The 22,118-nt window shown below is 74.6% G+C and carries 17 protein-coding genes; 12 read left to right on the top strand and 5 right to left on the bottom strand.

What is annotated here, in order from left to right; translation table 11 throughout:
- Window positions 1–73 precede the first annotated feature (73 nt).
- From AC07DW_RS29520 to AC07DW_RS29555, 8 genes are all read left to right on the top strand, one after another.
- Window positions 74–226 (top strand): hypothetical protein, encoded by a 153-nt coding sequence (locus tag AC07DW_RS29520; protein ID WP_478860736.1) that lies wholly within the window; start codon window positions 74–76, stop codon window positions 224–226.
- A gap of 433 nt (window positions 227–659) precedes the next feature.
- Entirely contained in the window at window positions 660–2,789 is a 2,130-nt protein-coding gene (locus tag AC07DW_RS29525; RefSeq protein ID WP_478860737.1) for a hypothetical protein, read from the top strand.
- A gap of 88 nt (window positions 2,790–2,877) precedes the next feature.
- A complete protein-coding gene (gene pelF, locus AC07DW_RS29530) occupies window positions 2,878–4,497 on the top strand; it encodes a GT4 family glycosyltransferase PelF (RefSeq protein ID WP_478860738.1) in 1,620 nt (539 codons plus the stop codon).
- A complete protein-coding gene (locus tag AC07DW_RS29535; protein ID WP_478860739.1) occupies window positions 4,494–5,813 on the top strand; it encodes a hypothetical protein in 1,320 nt (439 codons plus the stop codon). The genes pelF and AC07DW_RS29535 overlap by 4 nt, the downstream gene beginning before the upstream one ends.
- A 117-nt stretch (window positions 5,814–5,930) precedes the next feature.
- A complete protein-coding gene (locus tag AC07DW_RS29540; protein ID WP_478860740.1) occupies window positions 5,931–6,932 on the top strand; it encodes a GDP-mannose 4,6-dehydratase in 1,002 nt (333 codons plus the stop codon).
- A 31-nt stretch (window positions 6,933–6,963) separates the two neighbouring features.
- Window positions 6,964–7,677 carry a sugar phosphate nucleotidyltransferase gene (locus AC07DW_RS29545; protein WP_478860741.1) on the top strand — a complete coding sequence of 238 codons (714 nt, stop codon included), beginning with the start codon at window positions 6,964–6,966 and terminating at the stop codon, window positions 7,675–7,677.
- 7 nt (window positions 7,678–7,684) lie between these two features.
- Window positions 7,685–8,662, top strand: coding sequence for an NAD-dependent epimerase/dehydratase family protein (locus AC07DW_RS29550; RefSeq protein WP_478860742.1), 978 nt, complete (start codon window positions 7,685–7,687; stop codon window positions 8,660–8,662).
- Window positions 8,659–9,465: an endo alpha-1,4 polygalactosaminidase gene (locus AC07DW_RS29555; protein WP_478860743.1), complete on the top strand. Its 807-nt coding sequence runs from the start codon at window positions 8,659–8,661 to the stop codon at window positions 9,463–9,465. Before AC07DW_RS29550 ends, AC07DW_RS29555 begins: the two co-directional genes overlap by 4 nt.
- Before the next feature lie 51 nt (window positions 9,466–9,516).
- On the opposite strand, the gene AC07DW_RS29560 is transcribed toward AC07DW_RS29555, so the two are convergent.
- On the bottom strand, window positions 9,517–10,527 hold the full coding sequence (locus AC07DW_RS29560; protein ID WP_478860744.1) for an isopenicillin N synthase family dioxygenase: 1,011 nt from the start codon (window positions 10,525–10,527) through the stop codon (window positions 9,517–9,519).
- Between the two features lie 440 nt (window positions 10,528–10,967).
- Here AC07DW_RS29560 and AC07DW_RS29565 point away from each other — a divergent pair, with 440 nt between their 5' ends.
- Complete coding sequence (locus tag AC07DW_RS29565; RefSeq protein WP_478860745.1) at window positions 10,968–13,187, top strand: acetoacetate decarboxylase family protein; 2,220 nt, start codon at window positions 10,968–10,970, stop codon at window positions 13,185–13,187.
- 60 nt (window positions 13,188–13,247) lie between these two features.
- Complete coding sequence (locus AC07DW_RS29570) at window positions 13,248–13,538, top strand: hypothetical protein (RefSeq protein ID WP_478860746.1); 291 nt, start codon at window positions 13,248–13,250, stop codon at window positions 13,536–13,538.
- 33 nt (window positions 13,539–13,571) lie between these two features.
- On the opposite strand, the gene AC07DW_RS29575 is transcribed toward AC07DW_RS29570, so the two are convergent.
- Complete coding sequence (locus AC07DW_RS29575) at window positions 13,572–14,801, bottom strand: beta-ketoacyl-[acyl-carrier-protein] synthase family protein (RefSeq protein WP_478860747.1); 1,230 nt, start codon at window positions 14,799–14,801, stop codon at window positions 13,572–13,574.
- 203 nt (window positions 14,802–15,004) lie between these two features.
- Window positions 15,005–15,997, bottom strand: a complete 993-nt coding sequence (locus AC07DW_RS29580; protein WP_478860748.1) for an acyl-CoA desaturase — start codon at window positions 15,995–15,997, stop codon at window positions 15,005–15,007.
- 215 nt (window positions 15,998–16,212) lie between these two features.
- Between AC07DW_RS29580 and AC07DW_RS29585 the strand changes: the two genes are divergently transcribed.
- The gene (locus AC07DW_RS29585; RefSeq protein WP_478860749.1) at window positions 16,213–17,598 is read left to right on the top strand and encodes a cytochrome P450; all 1,386 of its coding nucleotides are present in this window, start codon (window positions 16,213–16,215) and stop codon (window positions 17,596–17,598) included.
- Between the two features lie 47 nt (window positions 17,599–17,645).
- Window positions 17,646–19,238, top strand: coding sequence for a peroxidase family protein (locus tag AC07DW_RS29590; RefSeq protein WP_478860750.1), 1,593 nt, complete (start codon window positions 17,646–17,648; stop codon window positions 19,236–19,238).
- Between the two features lie 12 nt (window positions 19,239–19,250).
- Here AC07DW_RS29590 and AC07DW_RS29595 read toward each other — a convergent pair whose 3' ends face one another.
- On the bottom strand, window positions 19,251–20,900 hold the full coding sequence (locus AC07DW_RS29595) for an FAD-dependent oxidoreductase (RefSeq protein ID WP_478860751.1): 1,650 nt from the start codon (window positions 20,898–20,900) through the stop codon (window positions 19,251–19,253).
- A 28-nt stretch (window positions 20,901–20,928) separates the two neighbouring features.
- On the bottom strand, window positions 20,929–21,843 hold the full coding sequence (locus AC07DW_RS29600; RefSeq protein WP_478860752.1) for an AurF N-oxygenase family protein: 915 nt from the start codon (window positions 21,841–21,843) through the stop codon (window positions 20,929–20,931).
- Window positions 21,844–22,118: the final 275 nt, after the last annotated feature.

Raw genomic sequence — 22,118 nt, forward strand, 5'->3', positions numbered from 1 at the left:
GCGTCAACGTCCTGTGGGCCCTGATCCGTGACCGGCGGTGCTACGAGGTCACACCCCCCGTGGCCGCAACCGCTTGACAACAACATTAGGAAGCGACGGGGACATCGGCTTCTACTCGTACCTGTACTACGAGTACGACGGCGGCCGGGCCGCCAAGGACGGGGTGTTCACCACTCCCGAGACGCGTGTCGCCTGCGCGCCCGCCACGGCTCCCGCACGCTCCTGATCCTTCCCGCCCGCGCGCGAGGCGGCCGGCCGCACGTCAGGTGCGGCCGGCCGTCTCGCAGCGTGGCCGAAAACCGGCAGACGGCACGGGGCCGCGCCCGGGGCACAAGGAGCGCCGGGGCGGGTAACCCGAGCCCCGGTCACGAGCGGGCGCACGCCGGTCCGCAGCAGCGTCGCGCCCTTTCGGGGACGCTCCGCCGGCGCCTGCGGCGGCTTCTCCGCCGCGCTCCGGAAGCCGCCCTGCCGCTGGTCCGGCACCTGCGCTTTTCCGTCATCTTCCACAGCCTGCGCACGGATCCTCCACACAGGCCGCACTATGTGACGCGTTGGAGCGGCACGGCGGCCCCTCGGTGGTGGCGGGCCCGTGACGCTGGGGGGTGGGGCGCGTCCGCCGGGGAGAGGCGGGCCGTCCTTCCGGGGAGGGACAGCACCGCATGAAGCGGACTTCGCGTACGACCGCGCTCGTCACGGGCGCGTTGTTATTCGGGCTCGGTTCGCCGGTCGCGCCGGCGGTCGCGGCCGGTCCGGCGCCCCGGGTCGACCTGCGGGTGCTGGTCGTCACGGACGGCGGGCCCGCCACCGCCGCGGTGGCCGCCGAACTCGACGGCACGGGCACGCCGTACACGCTCGTCGACCTCACCCGCCCGGACCGGCCGGTGATCGACGCGGAGTTCCTGGCCGACACGGTCGGCGGGAGGCCACGAGCGAAGTTCCAGGCGGTCGTCCTTCCCGACGACGCGCCCTTCGCGGCCGGGTCGGGGGAGATGGCCGCGCTCGTCTCGTACGAGAGGACCTTCGCCATCCCCCAGGTCGACGCGTACACGTACGCGCGGCCCGAGGCGGGGTTGGCGTACCCGGCCGACGGCGGCTACGCGGGTCCGGTGGACGGGCTACGGGCCAGGGTGACCGCGGCCGGGCGGGCCGGACCGTTCGGGTACCTCAAGGGCACGGTGCCCTTCGAGAACAACTCCCCGGCGGTGAACGAGAGTTACGCGTTCCTCTCCCGGCCGGCCGCCGGAGCCGACTTCACGCCCTACGTCGACGCGCCCGTCCCCGGCCGGCAGGCCCGCGGCGTGCTGGTCGGCGAGTACCGCCACGACGGCCGCCGCGAACTCGTGGTCACCTTCGCCTACAACCGGCACCAGCAGCAGTTCCGGCTGCTCGCCCGAGGCATCGTCGACTGGATGACCCAGGAGACCCGGCTCGGCACCTCGCGCCACTACTTCGCCGTTCATGTGGACGACGTCTTCGCCGCCGACGACCGCTGGGACACCGCGCTGAACTGCACCCCCGGGGACGTCGACTGCGCGCCCGGCACCGGCACCCCGGACCCGATCCGGATGACCGAGGCGGACGTCCGGTACGCGGCCTCCTGGTCGCGCGACCGCGGCTTCACCCTCGACATGGCGTTCAACGGCGGCGGAAGCGTGGAGTACCGCGAGGAGCACGGCGGCGACGACCCCACCGCCGACCGGCTCGTCGCCGAGCGTGACGCGTTCCGCTGGATCAACCACACCTACGACCACCCCTACCTGGGGTGCGAGCAGGACGTCAGCAGCGTCCCGTGGAGGTGCGGAACCGGACCGGACGGCCGTACCCGCTATGTGGGGCGCGCCGAGATCGACCGCCAGATCGCCGAGAACCGGGCCTGGGCCGAGCGGGCCGGACTGCCGCTGCGCACCGACGAGCTCGTCACCGGCGAGCACTCCGGGCTCCGGCTGCTGCCCCAGCAGCCGGAGGACAACCCGCACCTGGCACCGTCGCTGACCGGCCACGGCATCGCCTGGCTCGGATCGGACAACTCCCGCGAGCCCGGTCAGCGGCAGGTGGGTTCGGCCCTCACGGTCGCCCGGCACCCCATCAACATCTTTTACAACGCCGGCCGGGTCGCGGAGCAGGTCGACGAGTACAACTGGATCCACACCGGCCGCGCGCGGGGCGGCAGCGGCCTGTGCGAGGAACTGGCCACCACGACCTGCCTCGACGAGCCCCTCGACCCCGCCACCGGGTACACCGGACACATCGTGCCCCTGGAGACGCGGGGGGCGCTCGGCCACATCCTCGCCGGCGACCCCCGTCCGCACTTCGTCCACCAGTCCAACCTCACCGAGGACCGCATCGGTTACCCGGTCCTCGACGCGGTGCTCGCACGGTACGCCGAGCTCTTCGCCGACGGCGCACCGCTGGTGAACCTCCCTATGGGCGCCATCGGGGCCGAACTGCGCGACCGGGCGGTCTGGCGGTCCGCGGTGCGGGCCGGCGACGTCACCGCGTACCGGATCGGCGACACCGTGACCGTCGAGACGCCACCGGAAGTGCCCGTGGCCGCCACCGTGCCGGCCGGCACGGTCGAGGGCGGCGCCGCCTTCGGGGAGCCGTACGCCGGGACCACGTCCGGGCGGGTCGCGGCCGGACCGGACGGGACGCTGTCCCTGGAGCTGCCCCCCTCCCCCGCCGACCGGGACACCGCGAGGGCGGCTCCCCCCGCTCCGTACCGGCCGGCCCCCGCGGTCCCGGTGCCCGCGGGTGTCGCCCGGCCGGTGCCGTACGGCGCCGAGCGCTGACCGATCCCCCCTCCCCACCCGCCCCCGGGCGCCGGCGCGCCCGCCGGTGCCCGTCCCGGGCCGGTCCCTGCTGCCGCGGAGCACGTCCATGCACGTATCGCACTCCACGCCGCGCACCGGCGCGGCGCACGTCACCCTGCTCACCGAAGGCACCTACCCGCACAGTCACGGCGGGGTCAGCGTCTGGTGCGACCAGCTCGTCAACGGCATGCCCGACGTCGACTTCGAGGTCATCGCGGTGACGGGCACCGGTCGTGAACCCCTCGTCTGGAAGGTCCCGCCGCATGTCGCCGAACCCGTCTCCGTCCCCATGTGGGGACCCACTCCGCCGGGCGCCGCTCCGGGCGGGCGCCGGGCGCGGCGGCTCATGGCGGCGTACGAACGGTTCCTCACCGCCCTGCTCGACCCCGGGCAGGAGGACCTGTTCGGTCCGGCGCTGCACGAACTGGCGCACGCCGCCCGCGACGGGCTGCTCAGCCCCGCCCTGCGCGCGGACCGCGCCGTCTCGGTGCTGACCGGGGTGTGGAACCGCCCCGGCCTCACGGTCCGGGAGGCCCGGCCCTCCCTGCACGACGCCGTGACGGCGACGAACCTGCTGGAACACGCGCTGCGGCCGCTGGCGACCCACCCGCCCCGGCACGGCGTCACGCACGCGGTCAGCGGGGGCATCGCCGCCCTCCCGGGGCTCGCCGCCCACCACCTGCACGGCGTGCCGCTGCTGTTGACGGAACACGGGGTGTACCTGCGGGAGCGGTACCTCGGCTACCGAGGCGCGCCCTACCGCTGGCCGGTGAAGGCCGTGATGCTCGGCTTCTTCCGGCTGCTGGCCGGGGAGACGTACCGGCGGGCGGCCCTGATCACGCCGGGCAACCGCTACAACCGGCTGTGGGAGGAGCAGGGCGGCGCCGATCCCGCCCTGATCCGTACCGTCTACAACGGTGTCGACCCGGCGGCCTTCCCGGCCGCCGGTCCGGAACCGGAGCGGCCCACCCTCAGCTGGGCCGGCCGCGTGGACCCCATCAAGGACCTGGAAACGCTGATACGCGCCTTCGCCCTGGTGCGTGAGCGAATACCGCAGACCGCGCTGCGGCTCTTCGGCGGTACGCCCCGGGGCGGTGAGGCGTACCGGGACCGGTGCGAGGAGCTCGCGCGGTCGTTGGGCCAGGGCGACGCCGTGACCTTCGAGGGCCGGGTGGACGACATCCGGGACGCCTACGCGGCGGGCAACGTGGTGATGCTGTCGAGCATCAGCGAGGGGTTCCCCTTCACGCTCATCGAGGCGATGTCGTGCGGGCGGGCCACCGTCTCGACCGACGTCGGCGGGGTGCGCGAGGCGGTGGGGACGGCGGGGCTGGTCGTGCCGCCGCGCGACCCGCGGGCGATGGCCGCAGCGGCGCTGGAGCTGCTGACCGACGCCCCGCGCCGGGCGGCGATGGGCGAGGCGGCACGGCTGCGGGTGATCGAGCAGTTCACGCTGCGGCAGACGGTGGAGACCTTCCGCTCCATCTACGTGGAGCTCTCGCGGGCGGGCTCCGCCACGCGCGCGGAGCTCTCCTCGGGCCCGGCCCGAGGCGTCCATCTCCCCGTGCCGGCCGGTTTCCCCTCGCCGGTGGACCTCCCGGCAAGCCTCTCCTCACCGGTGGATCCGCCCTCGTCCGGCGCCCCCGGGCCGGTACCTCTCGCCGGGCCCCGGAGCGTGGCCGGATGAGCGGGACGTCCTTCCCCGAGCCCGACGGCGACACCGTGTCGCTGCGGCTGGTGGGTCCCGTCGACGAGCTGGCCGCCGAACTGGCCGACCGGACCGCTCCGGCCGTGCACCCCTACGAGGTCGCGGCGCTCCTGGAGTCCGAGGGGCTGACGGGTGAGCGGATCCGCGAGCGCTACGGTCACCCGGACATCTTCTCGCTCGCCGACGCGCTCTACCGGCGGGTGCCGCGCGGTTTCCCCGAGCCCGTCCCGGCCCCCGACCCGTGGGCGCCCGACCACCTGCGGTGCGCCCTGCGCGGGCTGCTGTTCGCGCTGCCCGGGCTCGCCTACCCGCTCACCGCGCCCCTGTGGCGGGGCTCGGGGGCGGTGTCCGCGCTGGTCGTGGCGGGGCTGGTGTCCTGGGCGTGGGGCCAGGCACTGGGCCACCGGATGTACGCGCGGCTCGCCACGGGCCGGCGCGAGGCGGGTCTCACCGCGCGGGCCGGCGCCCCGGTGGGCGCGCTCCTGGCGACGCTCGCCGCCCTGCCGGCGGCGGGGCCGGGGGCGGCGGCGCTGTTCGCCGCGGGCCAGTCCGTGTACCTGGCCGCCGCGGGCGTCCTGCTGGTGCTGGGCCGCGAACGGCTGCTGGCGGTCGCGCTGCTGCCGCTCGTCGCGGGCGGCGCGCTGACGCTGTACGGGGCTCCGGGGCCGGTGTGGCGGGTGGGGCTCCCGCTGCTCACCCTGACGGCGACGACGGCGCTGGCCGCGCACACGGTGCGGGGCGCGCTCGCGGCGGCGCCGGTACCGGGGGCGCCCCGGCCGGGCTGTCTGCCGTCGCTTCCGTACGGGCTGTTCGGCCTGGCGGCCGGGACCCTGGTGCTGTTCACCGGGGCCCGCCATCCGTACGCCGTGGTCGCGCTGACGGTCAGCATGGGGCCCGCCGAGTGGCTGCTGTACCGCTTCCGGGGGCTGTCGGTGGCGGCGCTGCGGGCGTCCGCCACGGTCCGCGGGTTCCGATGGCGGACCGCCCGCACGCTGGCGGTCTGCCTGGCCGTGTACCTGGGGCTGCTGGTTCCCGCCGCGCTGCTGACGGGTGCGCCGCCCGAGGAACTGGCTTCGCTGGGCGCCACCTTGTGGATCGCCCTGCTCCTCCAGGCGTTCGGGGTGGGGCGCTCCCCCGCGGCGGTGTGCCTCGTGGCGGCAGCGGCCGTCGCGCTGGTGGCGGTCGCCGGCGCGTCCCCTGGCCCGTGGTTCGTCCCGCTGTGTTGTTCCGTCGCCGCGCTGGTCCTGGCCGGCATCGCCCTGTACGCCCTGGGCCGGCCCTCCGCCCACGCCTGATCCGCCCGCCGCCGCGGCTCCCGCGGCCCCTCGTACCGCACCGGACCACCCCGCACCACCGCTGGGCACGCGCACCTCACTCATCGCACGGCATCCTCCGGACGAAAGGAAAACGACGTGACATCCGCACCGCTCGCCGCTGTCACCGGAGCCGACGGGTTCATCGGCTCGCACCTGACCGAGGCCCTGGTGGCCTCCGGGCACCGGGTCCGCGCCATGGCGCAGTACAACTCCTTCTCCTCCTACGGCTGGCTGGAGGTGCTGCCGCGCGACGTGCTCGCCGAGGTGGAGGTCGTCCTGGGCGACGTGCGCGACCCCGGATCGGTGCGCGCCCTGGCCGAAGGGGCGGACGCGGTCTACCACCTGGCCGCCCTCATCGCGATCCCGTACTCCTACCGGGCGCCGCACAGCTACGTGGACACCAACGTCACCGGCACCCTCAACGTGCTGGAGGCGGTCCGGACCCTGGAGACGCCCCGGCTGGTGCACACCTCCACCAGTGAGACGTACGGCACCGCCCGTACCGTCCCCATCACCGAGGACCACCCGATCAACACCCAGTCCCCGTACGCGGCGTCGAAGGCGGGCGGCGACCGGCTGGCCGACAGCTACCACGCGAGCTTCGGAACCCCGGTGGTCACCCTCCGCCCGTTCAACACCTACGGCCCGCGCCAGTCGATGCGTGCGGTCATCCCGACGGTCACCGGCCAGGTCGCCGCGGGCTCGCGGACCATCACGCTGGGGGACCTGCGGCCGACCCGCGACTTCACGTACGTCGCCGACACGGCCCGCGCCTTCCTGGCCGTGGGCACCGCTCCGGCGGACCGCGTGGTGGGGCGGACCTTCAACGCCGGGACGGGGCACGAGATCTCGGTCGGCGACCTGGTCCGGCTCATCGGCAAGGTGATGGACGCCGACCTGGACGTGCGGGAGGACGCCCGGCGCATCCGGCCCGCCGCCTCGGAGGTCATGCGCCTGGTGGCGGACGCCGGCCGGCTGCGCGACGCCACCGGTTGGGCCCCCGAGCACGACCTGGAGCAGGGGCTCGCCCGCACCGTCGAGTTCTTCCGCGACCCGGCGCACCTCGCCCGCTACAAGACGGACATCTACAACATCTGACCGACCGCGTCCACGGAGAGGGAGGCATCCCATGCACGTAGTGATACTCGCCGGGGGCAAAGGCGTCCGGCTGCGCCCGTACACCACGGCCCTGCCCAAACCGCTGGTGCCCATCGGGGACCGGCACGCGATCCTGGAGATCGTCCTGCGGCAGCTGGCGTCGGCCGGATTCACCAGCTGCACCCTGGCCATCGGCCACCTCGGCCCGATCATCCGGGCGTACGTCGGCAACGGTTCGCGCTGGGGTCTGGAGGTCGACTACTCCACCGAGGAGAGTCCGCTGGGCACCATCGGGCCGCTGCTGACCATGCGGGACCGGCTGCCCGACTCCTTCCTGGTGATGAACGGTGACATCCTGACCGACCTCGACTACGCCGATCTGCTGAGCCGTCACACGGCCGGGAACGCTCCGCTGACCATCGCCACCTACGCCCGCCAGGTGACCATCGATTTCGGGGTGCTCACCACCGACGCGGGCAAGGTGGTGGGCTTCAGCGAGAAGCCCAGCCTCGACTACCGGGTCTCGATGGGGGTGTACGGCCTGTCGCGCACCACGCTGGACAGGTACACCCCTGGGCTGCCGCTCGGTTTCGACGAGCTGATCCTGGACCTGCTGAAGACGCCGAACCCCCCGGCGGCGTACGAGTTCGAGGGGTATTGGCTGGACATCGGGCGCCCCGACGACTACGACCGGGCCAACGCGGAGTTCACCACCCACCAGTCGCTCCTGCTGAAGGGAGCCTGAGTCCCCCATGCGCATCCTCGTCCTGGGCTCCACCGGGTTCCTCGGGAGCCACGTCACCCGACAGCTGCGCGCCACCGAGGGGGTGCGGCTGCTGCTCGGCGGCCGGTCCCCCGGCGCGGACCTGCCGGTGGACCTGGCGACGGCCCGCACCGGCCCACTGGCCGGGGCGCTGGCCTCGCTCGCGCCCGACGCCGTGGTCAACTGCGCCGGGGCGGTCGGTGGCGACCCCGTGACGCTCGCGGAGGTCAACGCCCGTGGCCCGGCCGTGCTGTGCGCCGCGCTGCGCGACGCGGCGCCCGGGGCCCGGCTGGTCCACCTCGGTTCGGCCGCCGAGTACGGGCCGGGCCGGCCCGGTGAACCCGTCGCGGAGGACGCCCCGACCCGGCCGGTCGCCCCCTACGGCGCCACCAAGCTCGCCGGGACGGTCGCCGTCACCGCCTCGGGCCTCGACGCGGTCGTCCTGCGGGTGGGCAACCCGGTCGGGCCGGGGGCCCCGGCGGCGGGGCTGCCCGGCGGACTGGCCGGGCGCCTGTCACGGGTGGGCGGCGACCCCGGCGAGGTGATCCGGCTCGGTGACCTCTCCGCGTACCGCGACTTCGTGGACGTGCGGGACGTCGCCCGGGCGGTGGTGCTCGCGGTGACCCGGCCGGGCGCGGTGCCCCCGGTGCTGAACGTCGGCGGCGGGCGGGCGGTGCGGGTGCGCGACCTGGTGGACGCGCTGGTGCGGGCGGCCGGGTTCGCGGGCCGCGTGGAGGAGGCGGGCGGCGGATCGGACCGCTCGGCGGCCGTCTCGTGGCAGTGCTCGGACATCTCCGCGGCGCGCCGGGCCCTCGGCTGGGCGCCCCGCTTCGGTCCCGCGGATTCGGTCGCCGCGCTCTGGGCCTCCGTGGCGGGTGCGGCACGGGAGCATGACGTGGCACAGGTGCCGGGTGCGGGACAGGAGCCGGGTGCGGCGGTCTCGCCCGGCAGCGGCGCCGCGCGGTGAGGGGGCGCGGCGTACCGGGTGGGCGGCGGTCGGTGCTGGTCCTCGCCCTGCTCCTGGTGGTCGCGGGGTGCTCGGGGGACGCCTCGCCCCGGCCGCCGGCGGCGGGGCGGTGGGTGCCGCGCCCGGGCACGGCCTGGCAGTGGCAGCTCGACGGCCGGGTCGACGCGGGTGCCGACGTGCCGGTGTACGACATCGACGGTTTCGAGAACACCGCCGGGGACGTGGCACGGCTGCACCGCGCCGGCCGGCGGGTGATCTGCTACGTCAACGCCGGTGCCTGGGAGGACTTCCGTCCGGACCGGGACGCCTTCCCCGCGTCCGTACGGGGCGGGCCCAACGGCTGGAGCGGGGAGCGCTGGCTGGACATCCGGCGCCTCGACGTCCTGCGGCCCGTGATGGAGCGACGGCTCGACATGTGCCGGCGCAAGGGCTTCGACGCGGTGGAGCCCGACCTCGTGGACGGGTACCTGCACGACACCGGATTCCCGCTGGAGGCCGCGCACCAGCTCGCGTACAACCGGATGATCGCGCGGGCGGCGCACGAGCGGGGACTGTCGGTGGGGCTGAAGAACGACCTGCCGCAGATCCCCGCCCTGGTGGGCCTGTTCGACTTCGCGGTCAACGAGCAGTGCGCCGAGTTCGGCGAGTGCGAGCGGCTCACCCCCTTCGTCCGGGCGGGCAAGGCGGTGTTCCACGTCGAGTACGCGCTGCCCACGGCCGAGTTCTGCGGGCAGGCCCGCCGGCTGGGCCTGTCGTCGATGCGAAAGCGGCCGGCGCTGGACCCCTGGCGCCAGTCCTGCTGACCGGGGGGCGGTGCGGGGGATCTGCTCCCGTACCGCCTCCGGTCGTTCGTCTCAGGCCGCGCCGACCAGTTCGGGGTGGTGGCGGCGGGCGACCTCGGGGTGGGCCCGCGTCCAGCCCTTCAGCTCGTTGCGGCCGTACTCGGCGTGCAGGGGGTTGGCGTGGTCGTGCGCGATGCCCGGCGCGTGGGCGAGGTAGGTGCCCGGCACGGTGTCGACGACCGCGTCGAGGCGGGGGTTGTAGAAGAAGGGCACGGAGTAGCGCTCCACCGCTCCCGGCGGGCTGACGACGCGGTGGTCGGTCGCCGCCAGGTAGCCGTTGGTCGCTATCTCCAGCAGCTCGCCGAGGTTGACGACGAACGCGCCGGGCAGCGGCGGTACGTCGAGGAACGTGTCACCGGCGCGGACCTGCAACCCGCCCACGCCGTCCTGGAGCAGCAGCGTCAGAAAGCCGTAGTCCTTGTGCGCGCCCACGCCCTGGCCGCTTCCGGAGGGTGCCGCTCCGGGGTACCGGATCAGCTTGGTGTGCAGGTGGGGCCGCTCGGCGAACGCCGCGTCGAAGAAGTCGGCGGGCGCCCCGATGGAGACGAGGAGCTCCCGCAGCAGCCGGTGGGCCACGGCGGCCAGGCGCTCCTGCCAGGCGAGCACCACGGTGCGCAGCTCCGGCAGCGCGGCCGGCCACTGGTTGGGGCCCTCCAGCCACAGGTACGCGGGGTCGTCCGGGCCCACGTCGGGCGCGGGCCGTTCGGCGCCCACGTCGAGCTGGTCGCGCCAGTCGGAGCGGCCTCCGGTGAGTTCGTGCCCGACGCGGGTGTAGCCGCGGAAGTGGGGCGAGCGCAGGTTGCTGACGGCCAGCCGGTCGGCCTCCGGCAGTGCGAAGAACTCCTTGGTGACGCGGAGGACGCGGTCGGTCTCCGCCCGGCCGACGCCGTGTCCGGTCAGGTGGAGGAAGCCCACGTCGTGCGCGGCGTCGTGCAGGTCCTCGAGGAACGACGCCCGGGTCGCGGGGTCGTCGGCCAGGGACAGATCGATGACGGGCAGGGAGCCCGGGAACGCTCGTGGCATGGACGGCATGATGGCCTTCCGTTTCTGGTGTGACGAGGCCCTGCTCCCGGAGATGGCGGGATGACGGGGGTGGCCGGAGCCGTCGGCGGGGGTGTGCCGGGGCCGCGTGTCCGACCGCGACAGGACCTAAGGGGACGTGGAGGGAGAGGTCAGTCCTGCGCCGGACAGCTCATGGTCGTGACGCGCACGTAGTCCACGTGCCGGCGCATCACGAGAAGAGTCACCCGGTGAGCTTAACCCGGGGCGAGCCGTCCCGGCCGGAGATGTCGGCCACACCGGTTGGACGCGCCCGTCCGGCGGCGAGAGCCACGACCCCGCCCCGTGCCGGTGGCCGCGGGCCAGGCGCCGCGGGCTCCGGGATGCGGCGCCGCGCGGGAGAGCCGATGATCGGCCGGGAAGGGCCGAACCGGTCGGCCCGGTTCACGACTTGCGAGGCCGCCATGGCGTCCCATCACCACACCGGTGCGGCACACCGCGGCGAGCCCGGCGCGGCCGGGACCGCGCGGCTGCTGCGCGAGGCGGCCCTGGAGGTCTCGCGCTGCGCGCTGGAGATCCGGGGCGTCGCCACGCGCGCCGGGACGCTGCTCGGCTCCTCCGCGCTCGCCCGGTCGAGCCTGCGGCGCCCGCGTACCGGTCTGGCCGCGCAGTGGTCGCTCGGGCGGGCGCTGACCCACGCGGCGGGCCTCGGCTTCGCGCTGAGCGGCGGCGACGGGGTCCTGCGGCGGATCGGGCAGGCCGGGGAGGTGTGCGGCCGGGAGAGCCTGGCGAACCGGGTCGCGGTGACGTCGCTGCGGATGCGCGCCGCCGCGGTGCTGGCCGAACACCCGGAGCTGGGGCGGGACCCGGGCATGCGGCGCCTGATGGAAGCGGTGACCGGTGACCGGGACGTGGAGGCGCTGCGTGCCCTGCGGGCGCTGCTGAAGGACAAGGGGGCCGAGCGGGCGATGTCCACGGTGGCGCCGCTGTTCGCGGAGCTGTCGGCCATCCGGGCGCTGCTCGACGAGAACCCGCTCAACGACGAGGTGGGGTGGCAGATCGCGGCCGGTGAGGCGTTGCACGCCGACCCGTGGTTCGGCATCTCGGCGCACCACCTCGCGGCGTTCGACGCGGGCGAGGGGGCCGCCGTCGCGGTGCCGCTGGACGACGAGGCGCGGCGGTCGCTCGGCACCGAGGGCTCGCTTATGGACTTCCTGGGCAACATCGACTTCCTCCGCACGGACGGGCGGATCCTGATCCAGGACGTGCGCGGGCCCGACGGAGTGGTGCGGCACGTGGTGCAGGCGCCGGGCATGGCGCCCGGCAAGCCGCGCAACGACTCGCCCCAGGACTTCGTCGGCGCGTGGAGCAACCTGTTCGACCCGGAGTCCCCGTACACCCGCGGGATCCTGCTGGCCATCGACGAGTACGGGTTGCCGGCCGGTGCGGAGATCGCGCTGATCGGTCACAGCGAGGGCGGTATCGCCCTGATGAACCTGGCGCAGAACAGCGCGTTCTGCCGCCGTTTCCGGGTGACGCACGTGGTGGCCGTGGGCTCCCCCGTCGACAACAAGAAGCCCGCCGACCCGCGGACGTGGGTGGCGAGCGTCACCAACCAGCACGACCTGGTGCCCACCCTGGACGGCAGGGGCGCGGGGTCGGGGTCGGTGTTCACCCCGCATCCGGACTGGTACGAGGTGGACTACATCGATTCCAGCCACGAGTTCCCGCTGTGCCACTCGCTGGGGAAGTACATGGGGAACCTGGAGGGGGAGCTGGCCGACGCCCGCCGGGACATCGACGAGGCGCTGACGCCCTATCGGGGGCCGGTGCTGCGCTCGCAGGTGTACCAGCTGAAGGACCGGGCCAACCCGCCGCAGGGGTACCCGCTGATGGCCGTGCCGGTCGGCACCGTGGCCACCTCCGCGGGACCGGCCGAGGTCCCGGTGCGGTACTACGACTCGACGGCCGCGACCGCGTTCTTCGCCGTGGCCCCCGACCGGGTGGCCGGTCTGCTGTCGGACGCGTCCTGGATGAGTCCCAGCCGGCTCGGGCCGCGCGTCCTGGTGGCGCTGTCCGCGTACGAGCACCGCTGTGTGAGCCTCGGCCCGTACAACGAGCTGAGCCTCGCAGTCCTGGTGAACGACCTGTGGCGGCCTCGCGCCCACGACGTGCTGCGCGAGCTGCTGCGCCGGGCGGACACCCGCCGCACCGGGCGCCAGGTGACGGCCCTGGCCGTCACGACGCCGGAGGCCGAGGCGGCCGGCCGTGAGCTGTGGGGGCATCCGGCCACGACGGCCATGGTCGACGTGCGGCTCGCGGGCAACCGGTTGCACGCCGTCCTGGCCGCGCCCGCCCCGGAGCCGGGCGGGGAGGCGGGGCGCCCGCTCCTGTCGTTGACCGGTGACCTCGGCCCGTACGTACCGGTTCCGCACGTGGACTCCGTCCTGTACGGGCGCACGGCCGACGCGACCCTGCGGTCGATGGTGCACTGCGTGGGGCGCCAGCGTCTGCACGCCGCGCCCCGGCTCCGCCTGCGCTGTGCCGCCGGGCCCGCGGCGGAGGAGGAGCCCCTGGTACGGCAGGCCCGGGCGCTGGGGCTGGACGGGGCGAGGCCGCTGTGCGTGCTCGGCGCGCCGGTGTACCAGGCCCGCCGGAGCGCGGGGGCGCCCCTGCCGCGCTGAGGGACGTGACCGCGACGTGACGGGGGGACGACCCCGGGAGAGCGAGGGAGCCGCATGACGGTGGACGCGGTGCGAGACGACGACGACCTGTCCGCCCGGGCGGACCGGTTGCGAGCCGACGCGGAGGCGCTCGCCTCGGCGGAGCGGCGGCTGCTGGCGCGGGCCGCCGCGCTGGAGGGGCGGCCGGGCGTGCCCGACTGGTGCGTGCCCACGCTGCGCCGGCAGGCGGAGTGCTGCCGGGCGGCGGCGGAGGACGTGGGGAGCGCAGCGGTCCTCGTCGGCCGGCACGCGGCCCGTGACGTGGCCGGCCGCGCCGGGGTGCGGGCGGCGGCGCGCCCCGGCACGGTGTGACGGCCCCCGGCCCGCCGGCCGCCGCGTGCGCCCTCAGGGGGCGCGCAGGACGAGCGCGGTGTTCTGGCCGCCGAACCCGAACGACGTGCTGAGGGCCGTGCGCATCCGGACGGCGCGGGGCGCGCCGGTGACGACGTCCAGCTCCGCCCCCGGTTCCTGGCGGGTCAGGTTGGCCGTCGGCGGGATCGTACGGTGCTGGAGGCTGAGCACGGTGAGCACCGCCTCGATGGCGCCGGCCGCGCCCAGGGCGTGACCGATGACGCTCTTGTTCGCCGTGACCGGCGGGTCGTGCCGGAACAGCCGGCGCAGCATGCGCGCCTCGGTGACGTCGTTGAGCGGGGTGGACGTGGCGTGGGCGTTGACGTGGTCGATGTCCCCGGCCGCGCAGCCGGCGTCCGCCAGGGCGGCCAGCACCGCCGCCTCGGCGCCGCGCGCCTCGGGGTGCGGGGCGGCGGGGTGGTGGGCGTCCGCGCTGGCTCCGTAGCCCGCGAGGTAGCCCCGCACCGCGGCGCCCCGCCGGTGGGCGTCGTCGGAGCGTTCCAGGACCATCACGGCGGCCCCCTCCCCCGGGACGAAACCGTCCCGTTCCACGTCGAAGGGGCGGGACGCCGTGGCGGGGTCGGCACGTCGCGCGGACATGGCGCGCATCTGGCCGAAGCAGGTGGTGGTCATCCGGCTGCGGGCGGATTCGCTGCCGCCGGCCAGGGCGATGTCGCAGCGCCCGGCGCGCAGCAGGTCGAGTGCCGTGCCGAGGGCGGTGGCCCCGGAGGCGCAGGCGCTGCTGGTGGTGAAGTTGACCCCGTGCGCGCCGAGGTCGAGCGCCACCTCGGCGGCGGCCATGTTCGGCACGCTGCGGGTGACCTGGTAGGGCGACACGCGGTCGCCGCGGTTCTCGCTCAGGAGCCGGAAGGGCTCTTCGTACGAGTGCAGGCTGTTGCTGCCGACGCCGAGGACGACGGCGACGCGGTCGCCGCGCCACCGGGCGGGGTCCAGGCCGGCGTCGTCCACCGCCTGCCGGGCGGCGACCACCGCCATCTGGGCGTACGGGTCCATGCGCCGGGCGGCGGCGTGTCCGAGCAGCGCGCGGGCCGCGAAGTCGGGGACCGCGCAGGAGAAGTCGGTCCTCAGGCCCGCGAGCACGGGGTCGGGGCGCGCCACCGACGCGCCGCGGAGGAGGGTGGCCCAAGTCGCGTCGGGGCACGTGCCCGCCGGTGACAGGAGCCCGACGCCGGTGACGGCGACGTCGCGCGTGCGCGGGTCCATCGGATGAGCCTCCGGGGTGGCGGGCACGGCCCGGCCGCCCGTCCGCCCGGCCGCGGGTCCGGTGGACCGGCGCGGGCGGGCTCGGCCTGCCTGGACGGGGGTGGTGCCGTGCGGGGTGGTGAACGGACGGTCCCCTGCCTACCACCCCGCCGGCCCGCCCCGGTGCCGGCCGGCGACCGCGACACGCGCGGCGAGCCAGGTGTTCACTCCATCGTGGAGTTCGCCGGGGCCAGCATCCGGGTGGCGAGCCGCTCGCGGTCCGGCCAGCGGACGTCGTGCGCCCAGCCCGCGCGTTCGAAGAGCCGGATGAGCACGGCGGTCGGGTCGGCCTGTCCGCGCAGGGCGCCGTGCCGGGCGCTGGTGGGGTCGGCATGGTGCAGGTTGTGCCAGCCCTCGCCGAAGGTGAGCAGGGCGACCCAGCGCACGTCGCGCGACTGGTCCCGGCTGCGATAGTGCTGCGGGCCGAACGCGTGGGCGATGGAGTTCACCGACCAGGTGACGTGGTGGACGACGGCGTACCGCACGAGACTGCCCCAGAAGAAGGCGGTGAAGGCGCCGTACCAGGACATGGTCCACAGTCCGCCGATCAGCGGGGGCAGCGCGAACGACACGGACACGGTCAGCCAGTACCAGCGGTCCAGCCGGCCGATGTCGGGGTCGGCGAGGATGTCGGGGGCGTAGTGGGCCAGGTCGGCACGGCGTCGCCGGGCGAACCAGCCGATCTGCGCGTGCCAGAGTCCCCTCAGGAGGGCGCGGCGCCCGGTGCCGAAGGCCCAGGGCGAGTGGGGGTCGCCATCGCGGTCGGAGAACTGGTGGTGGCGGCGGTGCTCGGCGACCCAGAGGGCGACCGGGCCCTCCACCGCCATGCCGCCGGCCAGGGCGAGGGCGATGCGCAGCGGCCGTTTGGCCTTGAAGGACTGGTGGGTGAAGTGGCGGTGGTAGCCGGTGGAGATGCCGGCGATGGAGATGACGTACATGACCGCGCCGAGGGCCAGGTCGAGACCGGTGACGCCCCATTCCCAGGCGAAGGGAAGGGCGGCGGCGAGTACGACGAAGGGCAGGACGACGATGCCGACCAGGTAGCCCGTGTACTCGGCGCCCGACACCGGTACCGTGCCGGCCCGCGTCCCCGGGGGCGGGTCGCCCGTCCCGGTGTCGCCGGTGGCCGTCGCGGGGGGTTCGCCTCGTCGGAGCATGTCGTGCGGCCTCCAGATCCGTGCGGGGTGGGTTCCGGTCCATGCTGGGGCTCGCCCGGTGCGAGGGGGCGGCGGCGCGCGGCCGGACCGGCGTGCCACCCGCACATTCACACCGCCGACGCGGTCCGGGTGCGCGTACGGGGGCGTCGTGCCGTAATGGGAGGGAATCCGCCGGCGACCGCTGTCGTGTCGCCCTGCCACGTCTGGGTGGTCCCATGGAGTTCCTCGCGGCGTACGACGCGATCCCGCAGACCGACGCCGCAGGGCGTGTGGGTCTGCTGAGGCAGCAGATGAAGGCCGATGGCCCGGCCGTCCTCCGGGAACTACGGGAGCGGCGGCCGGTGTTCGCCACACCGGTCGGAGTCTTCGTCACCCGTATGCCCGATGTCGTGGAAGTACTGTCCACCCCCGACGTGTTCACCGTCGGTGTGTACGGGCCGGTGCTGGAGGAGGCGCTGCACGGGCCGTTCATGCTCGCCAGGGACGGCGCCGACCTGCACTGGCACGACCGCGCGCACGCCCAGTTGATGCTGCCGCCGGAGGACTTCGCGCCGGTGCGCCGGCTCACCGCCCGGGCCGGTGACGACGCGCTGGACCGGGCGGTCGCGGTGGCGCGCATCGAGGGCCGCACGACCTTCGACTACGTACGGGAGTACGCGGCTCCGGTCGCGGCCCGCGTCGCCCGGGAGTACCTGGGCTTCACGGACGTGCCCGAGGAGACGCTGCACGGCCTCTCGCAGCGGGTGCAGCGCGCGGTGTTCGTGAACCAGGAGCGGGATCCCGAGGTGCACGCCTCCGGTGTCGCGGCCGGCAAGGAGCTGCACGACATCGTGGCGGGCGTCATCGGGCGGCGCCGCGCGGCCGGTGTGCGGCCGTGCGCCCCCGGCGGGCCGGCGGACGACGCGGCGGGCGGCACCGGGACGGCTGGCCGGGGCACACGGGGGGACGGACCGCGGGGTGACGGAGCTCCGGACGACGTGCTCGGCCGGATGCTGCGCACTGCCCTGGCGCCGGGGACGGGACGGGAGCTGGACGACGAGCGCGTCAACCACCAGCTCGTCGGCTATCTCATCGGTTACCAGCAGAACGCCGCACAGTGCGCGACGACAGCGCTGAAGGAACTCGTCTCGCGCCCCGAGGAGCTCGCGCGGGCCGAACGGGCGGCCGCCGAGGAGGACACCGAGGTCTTCGACGGCTACGTCTGGGAGGCGTTGCGCTTCCACCCCTTCGTACCGTCGACACCGAGGCTCTGCGTGCGCGACCACGTGCTGGCCGCGGGCACGCCCCGGGAGACCCGCCTCCCGGCCGGCACCGTGGTGCACGCCCATATGGCGTCGGCGATGTTCGACGAGGCCGTGGTGGCCGACCCGTACGCCTTCCGCCCGGACCGCACGCCGGTGCACAACATGGTGCTGGGCCACGGGGCGCACGAGTGCGTGGGCAAGTACCCGGCGCGGGCGATCGTCCCCGAGATGGTGCGCCGGGTGCTCCTGCGGCCCGGTGTCCGGCCACTGCCGGGCGGTGAGCGCGACCTGGACTACGCGGGCACCCCGTACCCGCAGCACTACACGGTGACGGCGGGCGCGACGGCATCGTCGTGATCCACCGGCGTACCGACTCACCGACGTACCGAGGAGAGGCCAGACCGATGACCACCACCTCGCGCCGCGCGCGCACCGGGGCGGAGGACGGCCGCGACCCGTCCAGGGACGGGCTGCGCAACCGGGTCGAGGCACACGTCCTCACCCACTACGCGCCCCTGTGGCGTGCGGTGCAGGGGAATCGGTGGCTGTACCGCAGGACCAACGCGGTGCTCACGGACATCGCCGTCCTCAAGGCGCCGCCACGTCCCAATCCACTCAGCACCATGGCGCCCTACACCTCCTGGGCCTCCCTCACGGACCGGTCGTACGTCGGCCGGCACCTCCCACCGGACCCCACGCCGCACCCCGGGCGGCCGTCCCCCGACGGGGCGGCCGAGCTCTTCCGCCGGGACGGCGACGGTGACGGCTGCGCCCGGTCGACCGCGCTGCTGCCCGCCTTCGCGCAGTGGTTCACGGACGGGTTCCTGCGCGGGCACGGCCAGGGCGGCGACCCCCGGCGCACCGATTCGCCGCACACCATCGACATGGTGCAGCTGTACGGGGCGACCACGGAGATGACGGCGTGCCTGCGGGAGTTCGAGGGCGGACGGCTGAAGAGCCGGACGGTCGGCGGCGGGGAGTTCCCGCCACTGCTGTGCGAGAACGGGCGGGTCAAGGCGGAGTTCGCCGCGCTGAAGCCGGTCCGCTGGGACGACGTGCCCGAACCGTTGCGCGACACGGTGTTCGCGTCGGGCGGCGACCGGGCGCACGCCCACCTCGGTCCCATGCTCCTCAACGTGCTCTTCCTGCGCGAGCACAACCGGATCGCGGGGCTGCTCGCGCGCGCCCACCCGTCCTGGGACGACGAGCGGCTCTTCCAGACCACCCGCAACATCCTGGTGGTGATGACGATCCGGCTCGTGCTGGAGGAGTACATCAACCACCTGACACCGTTCCACTTCCGGTTCCGCCTCGACCCGCTGCGCACGGTGCGCAGCAGCTGGCACCGGGAGAACTGGTCGACCATCGAGTTCAGCCTGGTCTACCGCTGGCACAGTCTCATCCCGTCCACGTACCGGATCGCGGGCAAGGAGGTGCCCCTGCTGCACACCCTCGCCAACGGCCGGGTCGTCGAGGAGCGGGGCATGGGCCCGCTCTTCGACGACCTGTCCCGCCAGCCCGCCGGGCGCATGGGGCTGTTCAACACCGATCCCCTGCTGCTGCCCGTCGAGGCCCGCAGCGTCGAGGTGAGCCGCGAGCTGGAGGTGGCCTCGTACAACGACTACCGGGAGCACTTCGGCTTCCCCCGGGCGACCGACCTGCGCCAGGTCACGGGGGATCCGGTGGTGCGGGAGGCGCTGCACGACATGTACGGCGGGGTCGACGAGCTCGACCTCTACGTCGGCATCTTCGCCGAGGACGCCCGGCACGGCAGCCTGTTCGGCAACCTGCTCGGGCGGATCATCGGCATCGACGCCTTCTCCGAGGCGCTGACCAATCCCCTGCTGGCTCCCCGGTTGTTCACCCCGGCCACCTTCTCGCCGGAGGGGATGGACATCCTGCGCCGGACGCGTTCCCTGTCCGACGTCGTCCACCGCAACCTGCCGGAGGACGACGGGCGTTACCTGGTGTCGCTCGGGGTGAAGCACGCCCCGTGACGGCCGGGCGGGTCAGGGGCGCGGTCCCCAGCGGGCACGTCGCGCCGTCGCCCGGAGTTCCTCGACGGTGGCCAGTTTGACCCGTGGTCTGCCCGCGCCGCGGCCCCGCGCCAGTTCGGCCCGGTCGATCGCGGCGAGCCCCCGGGCGTCCACGGCTTCCCCGCCCCTGCGCCGCAGCAGCCGCCGGAAGTCCTTCGCCCGGTGCGCCGGTTCGGGCAGGACACCGGCGACCGCGTCGGCGAGCAGCGAGCCCACCGTCTCCGCCGCGCAGGTGCGGTTCGTCCCGATGCCGCCCGAGGGGCCGCGCTTGATCCACCCCACGACGTACGTGCCCGGCCGGCCCGGCACCCGGCCCGCCTCGTGCGGAACGGTCCCGGTGGCCTCGTCGAAGGGCAGCCCCGCGACCGGGACCCCGCGGTAGCCGACCGCCCGCAGCACCATGCCGGCCGGCAGCACCTGCTCGCCGGCCGCGCCCGTGACCCGTACGGCGCGGACCTCGCCCTCGCCGACGACCTCCACCGGGGCGGAGTGGAAGCGGAACACGATGCGGCGGCCCGGCGCGGGCGGGCGCGACCAGTCGACCGGTGCGCGGGTGAGGCCCCGCAGGAGCGCCGCCCTGCCGGCCGGCCCGGCCGCGTCGACGGCCGTGCTCACGCGGGGGTCGTGGTCGTCGACGACCAGTTCCACCCCGTCCAGGTGGCGCAGCGCGCGCAGTTCGGCCGGTGTGTACGCCGCGTCCTCGGGGCCCCGGCGCCCGAGCAGCACCACTTCGCGCACCTGCGCGTCGCGCAGGGCGGCCAGCGCGTGGTCGGCGATGTCGGTGCGGGCCAGGTCGTCGGCGTCCGACACGAGGATCCGGGCGATGTCCAGGGCGACGTTGCCGTTCCCGACGACGACCACCCGCTCGCCGGACGGCCGGACCGTGTCCGCCGGAACGTCCGGGTGGGCGTTGTACCAGGAGACGAACGTGGTGGCGGAGAGGCTGCCGGGGAGGTCCTCCCCCGGTACGCCGAGACGGCGGTCGGCGCAGGCGCCCACCGCGTACACGACCGCGTGGTGGTGGGCGGCGAGCTCCTCGGCGGTGATGTCCCGGCCCACCTCGATGCCGAGGTGCATCCGCACGCGGGGGTGGGTGTGGAACCGGGCGAAGGCGTCGCCGATCCTCTTGGTCCCGGGGTGGTCGGGAGCGACGCCGTACCGCACGAGGCCGCCGGCCACCGGCAGCCGGTCGACCAGGGTGACCTCGGCGTTGGTGTGCAGCAGCAGGTCCTCGGCGGCGTACATGCCGGCCGGGCCGGTGCCGACGACCGCGACCCGTATGGGGGTGAAGTCGGACGGCAGGGCGCGTTCGAAGCGCGGCTCGCCCCAGGCGTGGAAGTTCGGTCCGTCGCCGGCGGCCGGGGGCGGCTCGTCGCGGTAGTACGCCGCGTTGATCGCGGCGAACTCCTTCAGCGGGCCGGCCAGGCGGTCGGCCGGGGAGATCGCGTCCACCGGGCAGGCGTCGGCGCAGGCACCGCAGTCGATGCAGGCCCGCGGATCGATGTACAGCATGTCGGTGGTGCCGAACGCCGGTTCGTCCGGGGTGGGGTGGATGCAGTTGACGGGGCAGACGGCGACACAGGTGGCGTCGCTGCAACAGGTCTGGGTGATGGCGTAGGTCATGTCGTCGCTCGGTCCGGCTCGGATCGGATCAGATCAGGTGGGCGCGCTTGTAGAACATCAGGGCCGGCCGGGTGAGCAGGCGGGCGGACGCCAGGAACTCCATCAGCCCCGCGCAGCTCGACCGCATCAGGGACTTGTGGTGCTCGTTGGCCCTGGCCTCCCGGACGGCGCGCTCCCGGTCGAGGCCGGCGTTCTCGTACACGTCCTTGTTCACCATGCTGGTGACGATGACGTAGGACGCGATCGCGATGACCACGGCGTGGATCTGGCGGCGCAGCCGGCCGGCGCCCGCGAGGCGCCTGCGCGTCTCCTCGCGGGCGAACTTCATGTGCCGGGACTCCTCGACCACATGGATGTTGTTGATCGTGCGGACGAAGGGGACGACCCGCTCGTCCCTCATCCAGTCGCGCTGCATGACGTCGAGGACTTCCTCGGCCACGAGGATGGCGGCGTAGGCGGCCTCCCCGAACGCGATCGTCTTGAACGCCCTGCCCAGTTCGACGGCGATCCGGTGCGGCCGGTAGGCCGGCGCCCCGAGCTTCTCGGCCCCCCGGGCGAACATGATCGAGTGCCGGCACTCGTCGGCTATCTCGGTCAGGGCCCACTGCACGCCGGGCTGGGTCGGGTCCTTGGCGTAGATGTCGCGCAGCACCATCTGCTGGAGGATCATCTCGAACCAGATGCCGGTACTGGCCACCGACGCGGCCTCCTGCCGCGTCAGCTCCTTGCGCTGGGCGTCGGTCATCTCCCGCCAGTAGGCCGTGCCGTAGAGCGTGCTCCACTCGGGGCTGGCGCCGTGGAAGTCCTTGTCCAGTGGCGTCTCCCAGTCGACCTCGGTGGCCGGGTCGTACGAGAGCGTCGCGGACGAGTCGAGCAGGCGGCGGGCGACGTCCCGGGCGTGCGCTCCGTCGTGGGTCTCCGGGCGAGCGGTGCTGCTTGCCATGCTGGGGCTCCTCGGATCGAGCGGCGTTTCCTTGTTAGACAAGATGTAAGCAAGCTGTCGGACGGACCGTACAGCAGGAGCGCCGCTCGGGCCTACCCCCCGGTAGAAATCTCCACAGGACCGCCTCCGCCGCCCTGTTCGCGCCGCCGCGCCGTGCGCACCGCCGGACGGCGGGGCGAGGAAACGGGCCCGGGGGGGGGGGGGGGGAGAGGGGGGGGGGGGGGGGGGGAGGGGGGAGGGGAGGGGGGGGGGGGGGGGGGGGACCGGGGGGGGTT

The organism is Streptomyces sp. NPDC045701 (assembly GCF_056432045.1).